Annotated in this window: 21 protein-coding genes; 7 read left to right on the top strand and 14 right to left on the bottom strand. The window is 53.5% G+C overall.

Annotation, left to right across the window (positions count from 1 at the left end):
- Position 1 precedes the first annotated feature (1 nt).
- Positions 2–619, bottom strand: a complete 618-nt coding sequence (locus ACMWL8_RS16745) for a trimeric intracellular cation channel family protein (protein WP_045260068.1) — start codon at positions 617–619, stop codon at positions 2–4.
- 206 nt (positions 620–825) lie between these two features.
- Positions 826–1,689 carry a YicC/YloC family endoribonuclease gene (locus ACMWL8_RS16740; RefSeq protein WP_028015013.1) on the bottom strand — a complete coding sequence of 288 codons (864 nt, stop codon included), beginning with the start codon at positions 1,687–1,689 and terminating at the stop codon, positions 826–828.
- A 125-nt stretch (positions 1,690–1,814) separates the two neighbouring features.
- Here ACMWL8_RS16740 and rph point away from each other — a divergent pair, with 125 nt between their 5' ends.
- A complete protein-coding gene (rph, locus tag ACMWL8_RS16735; protein ID WP_010426431.1) occupies positions 1,815–2,531 on the top strand; it encodes a ribonuclease PH in 717 nt (238 codons plus the stop codon).
- Between the two features lie 68 nt (positions 2,532–2,599).
- On the top strand, positions 2,600–3,241 hold the full coding sequence (pyrE, locus tag ACMWL8_RS16730; protein ID WP_041911672.1) for an orotate phosphoribosyltransferase: 642 nt from the start codon (positions 2,600–2,602) through the stop codon (positions 3,239–3,241).
- A gap of 41 nt (positions 3,242–3,282) precedes the next feature.
- On the opposite strand, the gene slmA is transcribed toward pyrE, so the two are convergent.
- From slmA to coaBC, 3 genes are all read right to left on the bottom strand, one after another.
- A complete protein-coding gene (gene slmA, locus ACMWL8_RS16725) occupies positions 3,283–3,879 on the bottom strand; it encodes a nucleoid occlusion factor SlmA (RefSeq protein ID WP_028015015.1) in 597 nt (198 codons plus the stop codon).
- A 118-nt stretch (positions 3,880–3,997) separates the two neighbouring features.
- Entirely contained in the window at positions 3,998–4,456 is a 459-nt protein-coding gene (gene dut / locus ACMWL8_RS16720) for a dUTP diphosphatase (RefSeq protein ID WP_015570042.1), read from the bottom strand.
- Complete coding sequence (coaBC, locus tag ACMWL8_RS16715; protein WP_028015016.1) at positions 4,434–5,645, bottom strand: bifunctional phosphopantothenoylcysteine decarboxylase/phosphopantothenate--cysteine ligase CoaBC; 1,212 nt, start codon at positions 5,643–5,645, stop codon at positions 4,434–4,436. Before coaBC ends, dut begins: the two co-directional genes overlap by 23 nt.
- A 173-nt stretch (positions 5,646–5,818) precedes the next feature.
- On the opposite strand from coaBC, the gene radC reads away from it, so the two are divergent.
- The 4 genes from radC to mutM all read left to right on the top strand — a co-directional run bounded on the left by radC (position 5,819) and on the right by mutM (position 8,011).
- On the top strand, positions 5,819–6,484 hold the full coding sequence (gene radC, locus ACMWL8_RS16710) for a RadC family protein (RefSeq protein ID WP_028015017.1): 666 nt from the start codon (positions 5,819–5,821) through the stop codon (positions 6,482–6,484).
- 218 nt (positions 6,485–6,702) lie between these two features.
- On the top strand, positions 6,703–6,939 hold the full coding sequence (rpmB, locus tag ACMWL8_RS16705) for a 50S ribosomal protein L28 (protein ID WP_002436699.1): 237 nt from the start codon (positions 6,703–6,705) through the stop codon (positions 6,937–6,939).
- 22 nt (positions 6,940–6,961) lie between these two features.
- Positions 6,962–7,129 carry a 50S ribosomal protein L33 gene (rpmG, locus tag ACMWL8_RS16700; RefSeq protein WP_003024094.1) on the top strand — a complete coding sequence of 56 codons (168 nt, stop codon included), beginning with the start codon at positions 6,962–6,964 and terminating at the stop codon, positions 7,127–7,129.
- Between the two features lie 72 nt (positions 7,130–7,201).
- Positions 7,202–8,011, top strand: coding sequence for a bifunctional DNA-formamidopyrimidine glycosylase/DNA-(apurinic or apyrimidinic site) lyase (gene mutM / locus ACMWL8_RS16695; protein WP_028015018.1), 810 nt, complete (start codon positions 7,202–7,204; stop codon positions 8,009–8,011).
- Positions 8,012–8,013: 2 nt separating this feature from the next.
- On the opposite strand, the gene coaD is transcribed toward mutM, so the two are convergent.
- The 7 genes from coaD to rfaQ form a co-directional block, all read right to left on the bottom strand.
- Complete coding sequence (gene coaD, locus ACMWL8_RS16690) at positions 8,014–8,493, bottom strand: pantetheine-phosphate adenylyltransferase (protein ID WP_045260067.1); 480 nt, start codon at positions 8,491–8,493, stop codon at positions 8,014–8,016.
- Positions 8,494–8,496: 3 nt separating this feature from the next.
- Entirely contained in the window at positions 8,497–9,267 is a 771-nt protein-coding gene (locus tag ACMWL8_RS16685) for a glycosyltransferase family 2 protein (RefSeq protein ID WP_045260066.1), read from the bottom strand.
- Positions 9,267–10,541 (bottom strand): lipid IV(A) 3-deoxy-D-manno-octulosonic acid transferase, encoded by a 1,275-nt coding sequence (waaA, locus tag ACMWL8_RS16680; protein ID WP_028015020.1) that lies wholly within the window; start codon positions 10,539–10,541, stop codon positions 9,267–9,269. The genes ACMWL8_RS16685 and waaA overlap by 1 nt, the downstream gene beginning before the upstream one ends.
- Before the next feature lie 66 nt (positions 10,542–10,607).
- Positions 10,608–11,597: a glycosyltransferase gene (locus tag ACMWL8_RS16675; protein ID WP_028015021.1), complete on the bottom strand. Its 990-nt coding sequence runs from the start codon at positions 11,595–11,597 to the stop codon at positions 10,608–10,610.
- 11 nt (positions 11,598–11,608) lie between these two features.
- On the bottom strand, positions 11,609–12,709 hold the full coding sequence (locus ACMWL8_RS16670; RefSeq protein WP_045260065.1) for a glycosyltransferase: 1,101 nt from the start codon (positions 12,707–12,709) through the stop codon (positions 11,609–11,611).
- Positions 12,710–12,711: 2 nt separating this feature from the next.
- On the bottom strand, positions 12,712–13,839 hold the full coding sequence (locus ACMWL8_RS16665) for a glycosyltransferase family 4 protein (RefSeq protein WP_041911666.1): 1,128 nt from the start codon (positions 13,837–13,839) through the stop codon (positions 12,712–12,714).
- Positions 13,836–14,906, bottom strand: a complete 1,071-nt coding sequence (rfaQ, locus tag ACMWL8_RS16660; protein ID WP_045260064.1) for a putative lipopolysaccharide heptosyltransferase III — start codon at positions 14,904–14,906, stop codon at positions 13,836–13,838. The genes ACMWL8_RS16665 and rfaQ overlap by 4 nt, the downstream gene beginning before the upstream one ends.
- A 150-nt stretch (positions 14,907–15,056) precedes the next feature.
- Between rfaQ and ACMWL8_RS16655 the strand changes: the two genes are divergently transcribed.
- The gene (locus ACMWL8_RS16655) at positions 15,057–16,013 is read left to right on the top strand and encodes a polysaccharide deacetylase family protein (protein ID WP_045260063.1); all 957 of its coding nucleotides are present in this window, start codon (positions 15,057–15,059) and stop codon (positions 16,011–16,013) included.
- A gap of 24 nt (positions 16,014–16,037) precedes the next feature.
- Here the strand turns inward: ACMWL8_RS16655 and ACMWL8_RS16650 are convergent, their stop codons facing one another.
- Together ACMWL8_RS16650 and ACMWL8_RS16645 are read right to left on the bottom strand one after the other, a co-directional pair.
- Positions 16,038–17,252, bottom strand: a complete 1,215-nt coding sequence (locus ACMWL8_RS16650) for an O-antigen ligase family protein (protein WP_045260062.1) — start codon at positions 17,250–17,252, stop codon at positions 16,038–16,040.
- The gene (locus ACMWL8_RS16645) at positions 17,240–18,148 is read right to left on the bottom strand and encodes a glycosyltransferase family 2 protein (protein ID WP_045260061.1); all 909 of its coding nucleotides are present in this window, start codon (positions 18,146–18,148) and stop codon (positions 17,240–17,242) included. Before ACMWL8_RS16645 ends, ACMWL8_RS16650 begins: the two co-directional genes overlap by 13 nt.
- Positions 18,149–18,152 lie beyond the last annotated feature (4 nt).

The following is an 18,152-nucleotide window of genomic DNA, read 5'->3' as shown; positions in this document are numbered from 1 at the left end:
ATCAATGTGCGCTGTGCTTATAGTGAAACACGGGCAATCCGAGCTTCAGACGCAGCGCCAGCATGCGGGCCGTAAAGCCAAACAGCAGCGTGGAGATGACCACCACGTCGTGGTTTGAAACGTAATGCTGCAGGGCAATGTAGAGCACCGCTGCAGCGAAGGAGATGCCGGCATACAGCTCTTTTTGAAAGACCAGAGGAATGCGCTTGCAGAACATATCGCGCAGCACGCCGCCGAAAACGCCCGTCACCACGGCAGCAATGGTGGCGGTAACCGGGCCTTCCCCCATATCGAGCGCGATTTGTGCACCGATGATCGAAAAGACGATCAGCCCCAGCGCGTCAAGCACCAGGAACAGGCGGCGAAGGTGCGGCATAACGGGTGCCACGATGGTGGTTAATACGGCAGCCGTTGCGACGATAATCACATACTCAGGATGTTTCACCCAGCCGAGCGGGTAATGGCCAAGCAGGATATCGCGCACGGAACCGCCGCCCAGCGCGGTTGCAGTGGCAATAATGATCACACCGAAGGTGTCCATCCGGCGACGCCCGGCGGCGAGAGCGCCAGTCATGGCTTCGGCGGTGATGCCAATAAGATAAAGAATGTGAAGCAGCATATACCCTCCGGTGTGAACGCGGAAAGGTTAGCGATTTGTGCGCAAGATCACGATTGAGATTTTCTAAGGCGATTGGGTTTCACCTATAAAATTTTATCAATACATGTTGAATATCTTTGATTCTTGGCTGCTGAATTTGAAAAGAGACGGGAATTCGGATTAGAAATAATAATGGATGGCGTCAGCCGACGCCACCCAAAAAGCGATTACTCAATATTCTGGATCTGCTCGCGCATCTGCTCAATCAGAACCTTGAGTTCAATCGCTGAGTTGGTCACTTCAGCGTTGATAGACTTAGACGCCAAAGTGTTCGACTCGCGGTTGAACTCCTGCATCATAAAGTCCAGGCGGCGGCCTACAGCTTCCTTCTTCTTCAGGATGTTATAGGTCTCTTTCACGTGAGCTTCCAGACGATCCAGCTCTTCGGCAACATCGATACGCTGCGCCATCAGCACCAGCTCTTGTTCCAGACGAGTGTTTTCCAGCTGAACTTCTGCTTCTTCCAGCTTGGCGACCAGACGCTCGCGCTGCCACTGCAGCACTTCCGGCATATGGGCGCGAACCTTCGCCACTTCAGCGCTGACGCCTTCAAGGCGCTGCTCAATCATCGCTTTCAGCGCCTGACCTTCGGTTTCGCGGGCAACGATAAAGTCATCCAGCGTGCCGTCGAGGGCTGCCAGAATTTCTGCGGCAATCGCGTCCAGATCCTGCTCGCCGGCGGCCATGACGCCAGGCCAGCGCAGAATATCAACGGGGTTGATTTCGCCTTCATCGCTCTGCATTTTGACCCAGTTCGCCGCATTCACGAGCTGTTTCGCCAGTTTTTCGTTGAGGATCAGCTCGCCCTGTGCGCTGGCATCGGGCTCAAAGCGCAGGTTGCATTCCACTTTCCCGCGGGTCAGACGCGTACGGATACGCTCGCGCACTACAGGTTCAAGGCTGCGGAACTGTTCCGGCATACGGAAATATGTTTCCAGATAGCGCTGGTTTACCGAACGCATTTCCCAGGTAGCGCTACCCCAGCTACCCTTGATTTCACGCCGGGCGTAGGCGGTCATACTGCGGATCATAGACATTCCCGTTTTTAAAGGAGAGATGGGGGGATTATAGCTTTCGGGGGCTTCTCAGGATAGGAATAAGCGTCCTTTATCCGTATAATGCGCAGCCACATTCGTTTCAAGCCGGAGAATCCATCATGCGTCCATCAGGTCGTAGCGCCAATCAGGTGCGTCCCGTCACCCTGACCCGTAACTATACAAAACACGCTGAAGGCTCCGTGCTGGTTGAGTTTGGTGACACCAAAGTGCTTTGCACCGCGTCCATCGAAGAAGGCGTTCCGCGCTTTCTGAAAGGTCAGGGCCAGGGCTGGATCACCGCCGAGTATGGCATGCTGCCGCGCGCGACCCATACCCGTAACGCCCGTGAAGCGGCAAAGGGTAAGCAGGGTGGACGTACCATGGAAATCCAGCGCCTGATCGCACGTGCGCTGCGCGCCGCCGTTGACCTGAAAATCCTCGGTGAATTCACTATTACCCTGGACTGCGACGTGATTCAGGCAGATGGCGGCACGCGTACCGCGTCCATTACCGGTGCCTGTGTGGCGCTGGCCGATGCCCTGAACAAGCTGGTTGCAGCCGGTAAGCTGAAAACCAACCCTATGAAAGGGATGGTCGCGGCGGTTTCCGTGGGGATCGTTAACGGTGAAGCGCTTTGCGATCTGGAATACGTTGAAGATTCTGCCGCCGAGACCGACATGAACGTGGTGATGACCGAAGATGGTCGCATCATTGAGGTGCAGGGGACGGCGGAAGGTGAGCCGTTCACCCATGAAGAACTTCTCTCCCTGCTGGCGTTGGCCCGAGGGGGAATCGAATCCATTGTAACGACGCAAAAAGCGGCGTTAGAAAATTGATTTTAAAGGCGACCAATGAGTCGCCTTTTTTTTGCCTGTAAGACAGAAAAAACCAAAGGAGCGAATCCATGAAATCGTATCAGCGCCAGTTTATTGAGTTTGCGATTAATAAACAGGTACTTAAGTTTGGCGAATTTACGCTGAAATCCGGGCGTAAGAGCCCGTATTTCTTCAACGCCGGGCTGTTTAATACCGGGCGCGATCTGGCACTGTTAGGCCGCTTCTATGCCGAAGCGCTGGTGGATTCCGGGATTGATTTCGACCTGCTGTTTGGCCCTGCGTACAAGGGCATTCCGATTGCAACCACCACGGCGGTGGCGTTGGCGGAGCACCATGACCGTGATGTGCCGTACTGCTTTAACCGCAAAGAGGCCAAAACCCACGGTGAAGGCGGTAATCTAGTGGGCAGCGCGCTACAGGGCCGCGTGATGCTGGTCGACGACGTGATTACCGCAGGCACCGCGATCCGTGAATCTATGGAGATTATCCAGGCCAACGGTGCGACGCTGGCTGGCGTGCTGATTTCTCTTGATCGTCAGGAGCGTGGTCGCGGCGATATCTCTGCTATCCAGGAAGTAGAGCGTGATTACAGCTGCAAAGTGACCTCTATCATCACCCTGAAAGACTTGATTGCGTATCTGGAAGAGAAGCCAGAGATGGCGGATCACCTGGCGGCGGTGCGGGCGTATCGCGAAGAGTTTGGTGTGTAAACGAATTGCCCGGCGGCGCTACGCTTACCGGGCCTGCGGTGCTACTGCAGCTGCGCTGCCACTAACGGCCAGCGGGCGTCAAAATCGTCCGTTGGTCGGTATTTGAATTCGCTGCGCACAAAGCGTGAGAGCATGCCTTCACAAAACGCCAGAATCTGGCTTGCCAGCAATGTCTCATCCGTATTGTATCCTTCGCCTTCACGCATTTTCTTCTCGCGCAGCACCTGGCGCAGCTGTGCTTCAATACGCTCAAAAAGCTGATTGATGCGGCCCTGCAGCCTGTCCTGCTCAAACATCAGCGCGTGGCCGGTCAGGATACGGGTTAAACCCGGATTGCGCTCCCCAAAGCCCAGAATTAACAGCACAATCAGACGAAGACGCGCGGTGGTATCTTTCTCATCTTTCAGAATCAGGTTAATGCGCGTGATCAGACTGTCTTCAATAAACTCGATCAGGCTGTCGAACATTTTTGTTTTGCTGGGGAAATGACGATACAGCGCCGCCTCAGACACGCCCACAGAGGCGGCCAGTTTGGCGGTGGTGATGCGTTGACTGCCATCGCTGGATTCAAGCATCAGAGCCAGAGATTGAAGTATTTCTTCGCGACGATTCCTTTTCGCGGTTTGTTTTTCTGCCATGTTACAAAATACCCCTGAAAATAAGCACTTGCCAGGCTGGCATCCACACAGCGACCGCAAACTGACGTTTGCGGTTTGTTATTGCGTTATGGCGCTGCGAGATACGTGTGTCGGGCGGTTATTTGCGCCCGGAATGGCCGAAGCCGCCTTCGCCACGGTCGGTGGCATCAAAATCTGCCACCAGGTTAAATTCTGCCTGTACCACCGGTACAAAAACCATCTGCGCGATACGCTCGCCCGGTTCAATGGTGAAGCTGTCCTGACCACGATTCCAGACGGACACCATCAGCTGACCCTGGTAGTCGGAGTCGATCAGGCCGACCAGGTTACCCAGCACTACGCCGTGCTTATGGCCCAGACCCGAGCGCGGCAGGATCACTGCCGCCAGAGACGGGTCTGCAATGTGGATCGCCAGGCCAGTCGGGATCAGGGTAGTGGCACCGGGAGCCAGTTCTACGGCGTCATCGAGACAGGCGCGCAGGTCAAGTCCGGCAGAGCCGGAGGTGGCATAGGTTGGCAGCGGGAATTGCTCGCCAACACGCGGGTCCAGAATCTTAACGTCGATTTTTTTCATCATAACGGGTAACGATCTCGTCCAGTAATTGTTGGCCCAGGAGTTCCTTGCGCTCAAGCGGTAAGATTTTATCTCCATCCTGCCAGAAAAGGTGCAGTGCGTTGCTGTCGCTATTAAATCCTTGCGTGGCCAGCGATACGTCGTTCGCGCAAATTAAATCGAGGTTTTTGCGGGTACGTTTTTGCCGGGCATATTCTTCCACATTATTCGTTTCTGCGGCAAATCCAACAACGTAAGGACGATGGCTTTTTAATGCGGCGACACCGGCAACAATGTCCGGGTTTTTCACCATTTTCAGTGTTAATTCATCGCCTTGCTTTTTGATTTTAGACTCGGCGATGGTCTCGGCGCGATAGTCTGCCACGGCCGCACAGCCGATAAAAATCTGCTGGCGTTGCGCATGAGCCTGCACGGCGGCTTCCATCTCCAGCGCGGTGGTAACATTAATACGCTGTACAAAAGGTGGCGTAGGTAACGAGACCGGGCCGCTGACCAGCGTGACGTTAGCACCGCGTTTTGCCGCTGCGGCAGCAATCGCAAAGCCCATTTTGCCGGAGCTGTGGTTGGTGATGTAACGCACCGGGTCCAGCGGTTCGCGCGTCGGGCCCGCGGTAATCATGATGTTGAGATGTTGCAGGTCGTTGACAGGTGAAAAATGTGCGGCGGCCATATCCACAATCGTCAACGGGTCGAGCATACGCCCCGGGCCAACGTCGCCGCAGGCCTGGCTACCGCTGTCCGGGCCCCAGACAAGCAGGCCGCGCGAAGCCAGCGTCTCCAGATTATGCTGGGTGGCGGCATTGCGGTACATCTGCTGGTTCATGGCGGGCACAACGGCGACGGGGGCTGGCGTCGCGAGGCAAATGGTCGAAACCAGATCGTTCGCCATACCGGCCGCCACGCGGGCAATTAAATCTGCCGTGGCAGGGGCAAGAATCACCAGATCGGCCCATTTCCCAAGCTCAATATGCCCCATCGCGGCTTCGGCGGCCGGATCGAGCAGGCTGTCAGATACCGGGTATCCTGAAACCGCCTGCAGGCTCAGAGGGGTGATAAAGGCTTTACCGCCTTCGGTTATCGCGACCCGCACGTCCGCCCCGCGCTCGCGCAGACGACGCACCAGCTCCGGCGCTTTATAAGCAGCAATGCCGCCGCTCACGCCAAGAACGATTTTTTTACCGGCCAGGCTCATCATGATTCTTTCCTGTTGGGTTTCACCAGAGAGCGGGCATTTTACCACAATCCCAAATAGGGGGTGATGAAGTCCTTTATGCACTTTGCGAGGCGCTACGCAAGAACGAAACCTCAGCGTCGAGCCCCGGATTTGCCTGTGGCAGCATAATGGCAAACAGAAGGAGGCCGGGCATGGAAGAGACTGAACTGCTGCTACCGCGCGAAAAAATGCTGCGTCATGGCGTCGCGTTATTAAAAGACGAGGAGCTGCTGGCGCTCTTTTTACGTACAGGTACGAAGGGAAAAACGGTATTTACGCTGGCGAAAAATCTGATAGACCATTTTGGTTCACTACATGGTTTGCTGACAGCCGAACTGGAGGCATTTACGCACGTAGAAGGCATTGGCGTCGCGAAGTATGCCCAGTTACGGGGTATTGCTGAACTTGCCCGGCGATTTTATAACGTACAGATGGAGGAGCAAGATCCGATCCTTACCCCTGACATGACCCGCGAATTTTTGCAAAGCCAGCTATCCGGTCTGGAGCGGGAGATCTTTATGGTGATCTTTCTCGACAACAGGAACCGGGTACTGAAGCACAGCCGCCTGTTTTCGGGTACACTGAGCCACGTTGAGGTACATCCGCGTGAAATTGTGCGTGAAGCGATAAAAGTGAATGCAGCGGGGGTGATCCTCGCGCATAATCACCCCTCTGGCTGTGCAGAACCGAGCAGAGCTGACAAAGAAATCACCGAACGCATTATCAAATGCTGTCAATTCATGGACATTCGTGTTCTGGACCATCTGATAATTGGCCGCGGAGAGTACATTTCTTTTGCAGAACATGGCTGGATTTAGGCTATTTCTCGCGATCCATCGGGATCTTTGTCTGTTCGGGACTTGAGCACACCGCCGAGTCAGCGTATACTACGCCACCTTTGAGAATCTCGGGTTTGGCATTTGGGCCTGGCAATCGAGAGTTCACTTAGAACTACGCGATGACCGGGCTGTAAAGCCTGACGAGGCGCCGATACCCCATACGAAGCTCGAGCTAATTTGATTTTTGGAGAATAGACATGTCCCGAGTCTGCCAAGTTACTGGCAAGCGTCCGGTGACCGGTAACAACCGTTCCCACGCACTGAACGCGACTAAACGCCGTTTCCTGCCGAACCTGCACTCTCACCGTTTCTGGGTTGAGAGCGAGAAGCGTTTTGTCACCCTGCGTGTATCTGCTAAAGGTATGCGTGTAATCGATAAGAAAGGCATCGATACAGTTCTGTCTGAACTGCGTGCCCGTGGCGAAAAGTACTAAGTACTTAAAGAGGAAATAAATCATGGCTAAAGGTATTCGCGAGAAAATCAAGCTGGTTTCTTCTGCTGGTACAGGTCACTTCTACACCACCACGAAGAATAAACGTACTAAGCCGGAAAAACTGGAACTGAAAAAATTCGATCCAGTTGTACGCCAGCACGTACTGTACAAAGAAGCTAAAATCAAATAATTTTAGCCTCCTTGTATTGAAAAACCCCGCAACTGCGGGGTTTTTTGCATTCTGCATCTCAACGGAGGAACCATGCCTGAATTACCTGAGGTAGAGACCAGCCGTCGCGGCATTGAGCCCCATCTGGTCGGCGCGACTATTCTTCATGCCGTCGTTCGCAATGGACGACTGCGCTGGCCGGTGTCCGATGAGATCCACGCGTTAAGCGACAAACCCGTCCTTAGCGTGCAGCGCCGCGCGAAATACCTGCTGCTGGAGCTGCCTGACGGCTGGATCATTATCCATCTTGGGATGTCCGGGAGCCTGCGCATCCTGACCGAAGAACTGCCTGCGGAAAAACACGATCACGTTGACCTGGTAATGAGCAACGGCAAAGTGCTCCGCTACACCGATCCGCGGCGCTTTGGCGCGTGGCTGTGGACGAAGGAGCTGGAAGGACACAACGTGCTGGCGCATCTGGGCCCTGAGCCGCTTTCAGACGCGTTTAATGCGGACTACCTGAAAGAGAAGTGCGCGAAGAAAAAGACCCCGATCAAGCCCTGGCTGATGGATAACAAGCTGGTGGTCGGCGTGGGGAATATTTACGCCAGTGAATCGCTGTTCGCGGCCGGGATCCATCCCGATCGGCTGGCCTCGTCGCTGTCCGCGCAGGAGTGTGAGCTGCTGGTTCGGGTCATTAAAGCAGTGCTGCTGCGCTCGATTGAGCAAGGCGGGACCACCCTGAAGGATTTTCTGCAGAGCGATGGTAAACCAGGCTATTTTGCCCAGGAGCTGCAGGTGTATGGCCGTAAGGGCGAGCCATGCAGGGCATGCGGGACGCCGATTATTGCCACGAAGCACGCCCAGCGCGCCACGTTCTACTGCCGCCAGTGTCAGAAATAGAACTACTTTAGCTTTTCCATCAGTGCCAGGTGGACGTTATCCGGCAGGAAATGGGTAACGTCCCCGTGATGGCGCGCCACCTCTTTTACCAGCGTGGACGAGATAAACGACCACTCTTTTGACGGCATCAGGAATACGCTTTCCAGCTCCGGCATCAGGTGGCGGTTCATGTGCGCCAGCTGCATCTCATACTCGAAGTCTGCCACCGCGCGCAGGCCACGAATCAGAATATTGGCCTGCTGGGCGCGGGCGAAGTTCGCCATCAGATCGCTGAACCCGACAACTTCAACATTCGGCAGGTGCGAAATGGCGTCGGTGGCAAGTTGCACGCGTTCGTTGAGATCAAACATCGGCTTTTTGCTGGGGCTGGCGGCAATCGCCAGGATCACCTTGTCGAACATGCACGCTGCACGGGTAATGATGTCAAGATGACCGTTAGTGATCGGATCGAAGGTACCCGGATAAATCGCTTTTGTGCTCATGGCTCACGTTTTCTCTGAGTAGCCGCGGCAGAGCGCCCACAGCTCGGTGTATTTGTTGAAAGTATACTGGGCATTCACTACCGCCAGTAACCAGCCCTGCTTACCATCCAGCACGCCGCCGCGCAGCAGCAGCGTTTTCAGAAACGCGCCCAGCGTGTGGGTGAAGATTCCTGTCAGCGAGGCCTTCTTGCCGCGCTGGTGGCGTTCCTGCGCCCATGCGGTGGCATAGTTGAGCTGCTTTTGCTGGAAGCTGGCGAAATCACGGCAGGTCAGATGCAGCAAATCACCCGTCAGGGGGATGACCTGGGCGCCGTCGCAGGCCAGTGACTCATGGACAAGGTTGTCGTTGTACTGAAAGCGTCCGCGCTCGTAGAGGCGCATTACGCGATCCGGATACCAGCCGCTGTGGCGCATGAAGCGGCCAAGGAAGTAGTTGCGACGCGCGATGCTGTATACAGCGCCAGGCTGGGGTGAGGAAAGCACCGCCTGAATGGCCTGCTGGAGTTCCGGGGTGACGCGCTCGTCGGTGTCGATCATCAGCACATAATCGCCCGTGGCGTGACCCTGCGCGCGCTGGCGCTGAATGCCGTAGCCCTGCCAGTCGGTATCGGTAAAGACTTTTGCGCCCGCAGCCCGGGCGATGTACACCGTGTTGTCCGTGCTTCCGGAGTCGAGGATAACAATTTCGTCAGCCCAGGCGACGGAGGCCAGGCAGTCCGGAAGCAGGTCGGCGGCGTTTTTGGCGATCATGACGACCGACAGACGCGTAGACATTAGTGGCTCCGCTGAGGCAGATAAGGTTGCAGAAGCTGCAGCAGACGGGTGAGTGCGCCCTGGTTCTGGTGCAGCACTTCGACGGCGTGGCGACCGTACCACAGGCGGTAATCTTCATCCGTCAGAAGGGTCGATACTTCTTTGACGACCGAGTCCGCATCGGTCACGGTAATTAAACCATCGGCCTGCTGCAATTTAGCGCAGATATCTTTGAAGTTAAACGTGTGTGGACCCATCAACACAGGAATGGCGTGGGCTGCCGGCTCGAGCGGGTTATGGCCTCCGCGCTCCACCAGACTGCCGCCAACAAAGGCGAGGTCAGCAATGCCGTAGAGCAGCATCAGTTCGCCCATCGTATCGCCAATCACCACCTGGGTACTGCCGGAAGGGATCTCTCCGCTGCTGCGCAGGGTGAAGCTGAAGCCGCCTTTCTGCACCATTTCGCGGGCATCTTTAAAACGTTCGGGGTGACGAGGCACCAGAATCAGCAGTAGGTCCGGGAAGGTTTCCAGCAGCTTACGGTGCGCCTGCAGGATAATCGCCTCTTCGCCCTCATGAGTACTGGTCGCTATCCAGACCTGGCGACGCGGAGCCCACTGGCGGCGCAGCGTGATGGCGCGGGCGGCCAGTTCAGGGGTAACGGAAATATCGAATTTCAGGCTGCCGGTCACGGCAAGCTGGTTGCGCTTCAGGCCCAGGGAGATAAAGCGCGCCGCGTCTTCTTCGTTCTGCGCGGCAATCAGCGTGATTTTGCTCAGCAGGCGGCGCATAAATTTGCCCAGCTTGCCGTAGCCTTTCGCCGAGCGCTCTGAAAGGCGCGCGTTGGCAATCACCAGCGGAATTTTACGGGCATGCAGAGCGGAAATCATGTTCGGCCACAGCTCGGTTTCCATCACGATAACCAGCTTCGGGCGAACGGTATTCAGGAAACGATTCATAGCGCAGGGCAGATCGTAAGGGAGGTAGACGTGATGAACGTCTTTACCAAACGCGGATAACGCGCGCTCTGAGCCGGTTGGCGTCATGGTAGTGACGGTAATCGGCAGAGACGGGTAGCGGTGGCGCAGAGCGCGAACCAGCGGGATCGCCGCCAGCGTTTCACCGACAGAAACGGAATGCAGCAAAATACCGTCCGGGGCGACTTTATTGCGGCAAAAGCCATAGCGTTCAGCCCAGCGTTTACGATACGCAGGCGCTTTACGGCTACGAAGCAACAGTCTCAGCCACACCAGTGGCTGAATGATATAGAGCAGGGCGGTATACAACAATTCCAAGCGATTATCCGTCTTTTTAGTTTCGGCGGGCAAATTCTAAGCATTTAAGCCAGGTAAAGCTATCTCTTATGCCAGATACCGTTTTAAACGGAAGTAGCGTCGGCCCAGGCGCCAGCGCAAACGCGGGCTTTTGGCACTTTTCCAGATAAGCTTCCAGATCCCGGTGTCGAAGAACTCTTTGATAATCATTGTTTTCTTTGTCTCATCCTTCATGTTGTCGAAGGTATGAATGATCCCCAGCCCCTCTTTGGCGATTTGCCAGTGGCAGGCGGGGATATTTTTCACTTTATCCGGGTAACGCTGGTTAATGGCATCAAGCATCTGCAGGATTTTCATGTAGTGGCGCGCGGAGCGGATCAGCGTGTCGTCATTATCCGGCGTATGCGATACCGAGGCAGAGTGAATGTAGTAGTCATAAAAGCGTTCACTGGTGTACTGAACGCGCTCTGCGGCAAGCAGCACCTCGGTGGTCCACGGGATATCCTGATGGCGCAGCCCGGGTTCGAAATGGAAACTGTGTTTACGAATAAAATCGTGGCGATAGATATTAAGCCAGGTCACGTGCAGGAACTTACGTGAATCCAGCGCCATCTTTAACCATGCCGGGCCCGTCATAACGCCCGTTGAGGCGAGTTTATCCTCGGGGAAGATAGGTCGAGACGGTTTCTTATCATTTTCCCAGACGTAGTTGCCGTTGCAGGTGGCGACATCCAGATCCTGCGTGACGGCCATATCCAGCAGACGCTGGTACATGCCAGGTTTGAAGACGTCATCAATATCCGGGAAAGAGAGATACTGACCGGTTGCAACGGCCAGGCCGGTATTTCGCGCAATGGAAACGCCCTGGTTTTGTTGTTCAATCACCTGCATCTGCGGCAGTTTTTCACGCCAGCTTTCGACGATCTGCATCGAGCGGTCAGTTGAGCCATCATTGACAATAATGACTTCCATGCTGTCGATGCGTTGATTCACAAGGCAGGTAAAGAACTGATCCAGAAAAGCTTCGCCGTTATAAACGGCAACCACCACGCTTAACAATGGCGCTGAATTTTGCATAAGAAACCTGATTATTTTTGATTGTCGACCAAAGCAATGTACTGCTGGCAAATGGCATTGATACCGAACGACGCAATCGTTGCATCGCCAACGACCGGCGGGGCGGTATAAATATCTACCAGGGTTTTTGCCAGTGACGCGTCATTTAGCTCTGCCAGCCCGCGCGCTAAGGCGCCGGTGAGGATTTCTGCGGGGCCACCCGGACAATTGGTACTGACCGGTGGCGTCTGGCAGATAATGGATTCCACCAGCACATTACCAAAACCTTCGCAGTCAGAACTTAACACTAAGAGGCGTGCCCCTTTAATCCAGGGGTAGGGATTGGAGTCGAAGGGACGGAAAACCGTCTTGTCTTCAATACCCAGGCCGCGGGCAAGCTGTTTGAGCTTTTGAATTTTGGCTTCGGAACCATTGCCCATCATGACAAGCGTAGTGTCGAGCTGGCTCTGTGCGAACGCGCGTAAAAGACGGTCGTGGCGTTTGTGCTCATGGAAGCGGCCGACATGGATGATGTAATCCTTCCCTTGCATCTCGAAGGGGGCATCCGCCAGACGCTGAATTTCAGGGATATCAAAAGGATTGTGAATAACCGCTTTACGCCGGAGTTTCAGAGCCAGGGTCTCGGAAAGGTCTTTCAGCACGGCGCCTGAGACGGCGACAACGTTTCGGTTTTCGTAGGTATGACGAATTTTAAGATGCTTAAACCAGCGCGAAAGCCCGCTGCGATGGCGAAGATAGGAGAAAGAGAACATGCCATGCACGCAGAACCAGACTTTTTCACGCTCCAGCGCGCGGCAGTGCGCCACAATGCGGTCAGTTTTGTGCAGATGAGAGAACACAACGTCAAATTTTCCGCTGCGCTCAGCCCGCTCAATCGCCTGATCCAGCAGGCGGGCTCGGCGTGGGATCTCCGTCAGCTTGCGCCACGGTTTTTTGCAGGTATCCTGAACCACCTGATAATCAATGCCTTCCGGGATGGCGTAATCACACACTTTCCGCAGAGAGAAAAGGGAGACCTGATGCCCCATTTCCGTTAATCCGCTGGAAAGTGTAAGAACTGTTTTTTCAGCTCCCCCACCGGGTAAACCATCAATAATCATTAGGATGCGCATTTTTAATCCAGTAATTTTTGATAAAGCGAAATAAGCTGACTTGACAGTTTTTCGGGGGTGGCGTCTTTTACCCGTTCACGTGCCGCTTGCCCCATCGTGTTATTTTTTCCCAGAGAAGGAGTGGCTGCAATTGCCTCCTTCAATGTGTTGATATCCAGGGCGTCACAATAAAATCCGTTCTGACCTTGCTGAATAAATTCAGCGCCTCCGCAACTCTCTGAAGTAATGACGGGCAAGCCGCAGGCCATCGCTTCAAGAATGACGTTTGGAAAGGGATCATACAGCGTTGGCAACAGTAAACCATCGGATAGCTGATAAAAAGGCAGCGTTTCTTTCTGCATCCCCAGGAAACGGATTTGCCCTTCGCAGCCCAATGAACGGGCGAGGTCACGATAACGATGTTCTGCTTTATCCTGTCCAACCACAATCAGCCAGGCTGAAGTTCCTGCGATAGCGCGTATGGCGCTGGCCAATCCTTTTCGTTCAAATCCCGATCCTACAAAACAGAACACCACGGCATCGGCTGGCAAACCAAATTGCTGACGCAGCGCGGCACGCTGTGCTTCCTGGGCTGGAACGAAGCGGCTGGAATCAATTGAATTATAAATCACATGTATCTTTTTTGCGTCAATATCAAAGTCTTCGACGATTTCGCGTTTGATCATTTCCGCATTACAGATAACCGCTTTCAGCTCTGGCGCCTGGTACATTTCACGCTCGGCGTGCATCACATAGCGGTGATAGCGGTCGACCATCAGCATTTTCGCGCGCCAGGCGGGCAGGATGCGCGCACGCTGTAGCAGCCAGCGGCGATGGACGCCATCGCCAGCGCGGTAGATATCACAGCCCGGAATCCGCTCGTGGCTTTGCACAATATCAAACTGCTGTTGCTGCCACAGCGCGCGGGCAGCATGGGCAAACCCGCGTTCGCGGCTAATTCGGCCCCATTTGCGCGGGTCGCAAATATGGATATGCCAGTCGTCCTGTCTCTCGCCCTGCCATTCACGCGTAATGACGTTGAGTTCAAGATTCTGATTGCTCAGCGCGGTGAGCGCACGTGAAACGAAGCGCTCCGCTCCGCCATCAGGGCGATACTTTTGGCGAACAATCGCCAGACGATGGTGTTTCATGACAAATATCTCCTTGCAGCGGAGACGACAGCATCAACGGGAATGGCGTCGAGATAGCGTTCTTTCGTTTTGGTATCAATAGCGTCGGGATCGGGAAGGGGACCGTAGTCGCCAGCCCAGATGACTTCACCGTTGACTTGCCATGGAGACCAAAACGTCAGTTTGGAAGGGCCAAACAGCGCCACGCAGGGCGTCTGCAGCGCGGCGGCCATGTGCATCGGAACGGAGTCAACGCCAATAAAAAGACACGCGTGGTCGATGAGTGAGGCCAGCTGGCGCAACGTTAGCTGTCCCGCCAGCGAGACGACCCCCGTTTTCGGTGAGGCGGCGAGTATGCGATCTATCATCGCCAGCTCTTTTTTATCCGGCCCGGCCGTGAGTACAACGGTATGCCCATCCTGCTGCAGCGCGGTGATGGTTTGCGCCATTTTGCTTTCATCCCAGCATTTGAAGAACCAGCGTGATGTCGGCTGAATGACGATGTAGTTATCGCCCACTCCTTTTTGCACCAGCTGCTGGTGGGCGTGGTGCCAGTCTTCTGCGCTGTAGGCCATGGTAACAGCTGGCTCAGGTGCGACCTGTAATGGTGACAGAATGGAGAGATTTTGTTCGACAGTGTGCAGGGATTTGTGATTTGCAACAGAGACTAAATCGCTATGACAGAAACGCCAGAATGGATTGTTGCGTTTGTTAAAGGCGAATCCGAGGCGAACCGGCGCACCAGTGAAACGGGTAACGATAGCGCTACGCCACTGATCGGCAAGATTTATCACCAGATGATAATGTTGCTTTCGTAACGCGCAGAGTAACTGCCACTCCTTTTGAAGGTGCTTTAGCGTGCCCAGCTGCTTCCATTTACGATCGATTCCATAAATAGTGCCAATCGTCGGATGCGCGGCGAGCATATCGCGCGTTTCTTCATACAACAGCACGTCAATTTGCGCTTGTGGCCATTTTTGACGTAATGAATCAATGACGGGGGTGGTCAATAACATATCGCCATGATGGCGGAGTTTGATCAGTAGAATGCGCAAATCAGGCGTGTCAGGTAAGTTATTCATCATCATCTTATCGGCGTTGTACTGTTGGCAATTCTAATAGACCTGGTAGCGACTTGCACTCTTTCTCCATAATCTCAGGAATTTCCCAGGAAGGGTTTACTCAGGCTTTGGAGAGTGCGTAACATAGCGCTAACTTCCCTGTCATGCGGACTCATTATGAAAAAACCAGCGTTTATCATCACGATTGATACTGAGGGCGATAATCTCTGGGAGAATCACCGCGTCATTAAAACGGAAAATGCGCGCTATCTGGCCCGGTTCCAGGCCCTTTGTGAGCGTTTTGGTTTTAAGCCCGTATGGCTGACAAACTATGAGATGGCAATCGAGCCCGTTTTCATTGAATTCGCCAGGGACGCGATCGCTCGTGGTCAGGGGGAGGTGGGTATGCACCTTCATGCATGGAATAGCCCACCTGAGCACGATCTCACGGGAGATGACTGGCGCTGGCAACCGTATCTGATTGAATTTTCAGACGAGGTGATGCGTGAGAAAGTGCTGTTCATGACCCGTCTGCTGGAAGAGACATTCCAGACCAAAATGCTGAGCCACCGCGCCGGGCGTTGGGCATTTGATAGCCGCTATGCAAAATTGCTCGTTGAACTGGGCTACCAGGTTGATTGCTCCGTGACGCCACGCGTGAACTGGCGCAATGCGAAAGGTGCTCCGCAGGGCTATGGTGGAACGGATTATCAGCATTTCCCCGACCACGCCTATTTTATGGATTTAGATACTATTTCCCGGGCGGGAAATAGTCCCTTACTCGAAGTGCCGATGAGCATTCAGTATAAACATCCGGCCTGGTTGAACACGATCAAACAGGGATACGATCGGCTTCGCGGTAAATATCGCTCGCCTTCCGTGAACTGGCTACGACCGACCGGTGGCAATGCGTCGCAGATGATTCAGGTCGCGCAGCAATGCCTGTCGCAGGGACAGGATTATGTGGAGTTTATGCTTCACTCGTCTGAATTTATGCCAGGCGGAAGTCCGACCTTTAAAGATGAGGCGGCGATTGAAGGGTTATATCAGGATTTAGAAGCGCTTTTTAGCTGGCTATCCGATAAGACGGTGGGGATGACGCTGGCGGAGTTTTATCAATACAAGAAAAAATAATGCCCGGCTGGCGGGCATTATCTCTTATTGATGTTGTCTGGTTTGCGAGAAGGGAGTACTCAATGCAAACAGAGTAACAAAGAATATTTGGGCTTCTGAGCTCAATAAAATGACGTCCGTCAGGCCATAGAGTAATAAAAGAAGCATCGTTGTCAGCAGCAGGCCATTTCGGTTTTTAAGCGCATAAGCGATCATCGAAACGAAGAAAAAGAGTAATATCGCCAGACCCGGAAGCCCCTGCAGAGAGTATTTTTCGATAAATTCATTGTGTAAATGTACCCTGATAAACTCGAGCGCGGCCGCGAGATGCGGATGCCCATGCTGCACATACTGCTGTGTCCATACCTCACGGTCTTCGACTGACTGCCCCAGCGGGTGCGCAAGTCCGTTCTGAATACCAATTGTCCACATGGAAAAACGCGCTCCGAGCGACGTCGCGTCATGCCCCTGCTGGTAGCTTTCCAGTTCCATCTGCGTTTGAACTATCTTTGGCGAGATCAACGGCTTGTAGCTAACGATAATAATGCCCGCCACAATACATAAAAAAATCAGCGTTGATTTCAGATGAATTCTTCTGAAGTGGTAGAGCGTGAGTACAATCGCAAGGAGCAAAAATAATCCCATTGCAGCACGCGTCCCCGTTAAAAGAATAACGAAGTAAGATATTAAGATGGTAAGACCCGCGACTACATACAGTTTTCTGTTTTTTTGAAGATAAAGGCTGTATACCAGCGCCAGTGACAGTACGGAGTAAACATAGGCAGACACGGTGGCGCGATTGATGGCCATCTCTATACGTGCCATACCCTGCGTCGCCTGCCATAAGCCATATCCCGTGGCGAGGACAAACCCTGTACCTGCCGCGTACAGGAAGTACTTCTGGAAAGCGCTTTTATCGACGTAAGTTTTAAACCGGTCAAGATAGAAAACGAGAATGCTCGCTAATATCAGTTTCTTACTGGCACCCAGATAATCGCTATAAGCGTTTAAACCTTCGCTATGATATTCGTACACCATATACCAGACAAGATTGAGTAGCCCAATCAGCAATATGGGGAGCGCGATTGAAAAGGGGCGCAGGGTGATTTTTTTATATTCGCAAGCTAAGCCGATAATGCTGGCATAAACCGCAATATAGAAAAATTCTCGTTGTTTACCTGAGCTCAGCAGCGCCAGTGCAAACGAAATGAGGCTCAAAATCAGCGTCAGCTGATAGAGCCGCAGTTTTACTTTTTCCATAATGCCTCAATGACCCTTTTTTTGTAGCTGAAACGTACATCTCTGGAGAAGAAAAAAGAGAAAGAATAAAGTGCATTTACCCGCGCCTTAACCAGTTTGAGCTGCAGGTCGGTCAGATATTGTCGGTGATTACTGTAAATATCAAACCAGTGGCAATTAATAAGATGCTTAAATGATTGCGGGAATGTATTTTCCATCTGTAGTGTACATTCAATCAGCGTGGCGATTTTACTGGCGTCAAGACGGCTCGACAAACTGTCGCTGCGTTTGATGTAAAAATAGTGTCCCTGACGCTGAAAGAAGATTTTACGCGATTGCATCAGCATGCCGGGAAATACCGCGAAATCTTCATAGCAGACCATAGAAGGGATAGGGTTGGTTGCGTATAGCCTGCGGTGTACGAATTGCCCGATGAGATGCGCCTGAAAATCTTTGTGCTGCAGGAAACGCTTTATTGCATCATTTTGCGATAATGAGACGGGCGTGAATCCCTGCCAGGCGGAGGTGATTTTCCGCATATCGCGTATTTCCAGCAGGCGCGTCAGCAACATATCAGGACGCTCTGCTTTCAGGAAGGCGACGGCATCCCGGATGCTACCCGGCTTTAACAGATCGTCGCTATCAAGCATCGTGATGTAATCGCCTGACGCCAGCGAGACTGCGCTGTTTCGAACATGCCCTACGTTACGGTACTCAACGTATTGGCATTGCGCATGCGGAAGCTTTGGCAACCACGCCTCAATAATATCCTGTGTGGAATCGTTGGAACTGTCATTAATGATAATAACTTCTACATCATCGCCTGCATTCTCAATCGCGTTTTGCAGACTTTCCAGAGTGGCGTGAAGCGTGTTTTCGGCATTATGTGCGGCAATAATGATGCTGAGAAAAGCCATAGTA

The organism is Enterobacter sp. 04-C-12-SI-ECC (assembly GCF_047530715.1).
Taxonomy (GTDB): Bacteria; Pseudomonadota; Gammaproteobacteria; order Enterobacterales; family Enterobacteriaceae; genus Enterobacter; species Enterobacter bugandensis.
The sequence above is the reverse complement of the archived record's forward strand: the minus strand, read 5'-3'. Positions and strand labels throughout refer to the sequence as shown.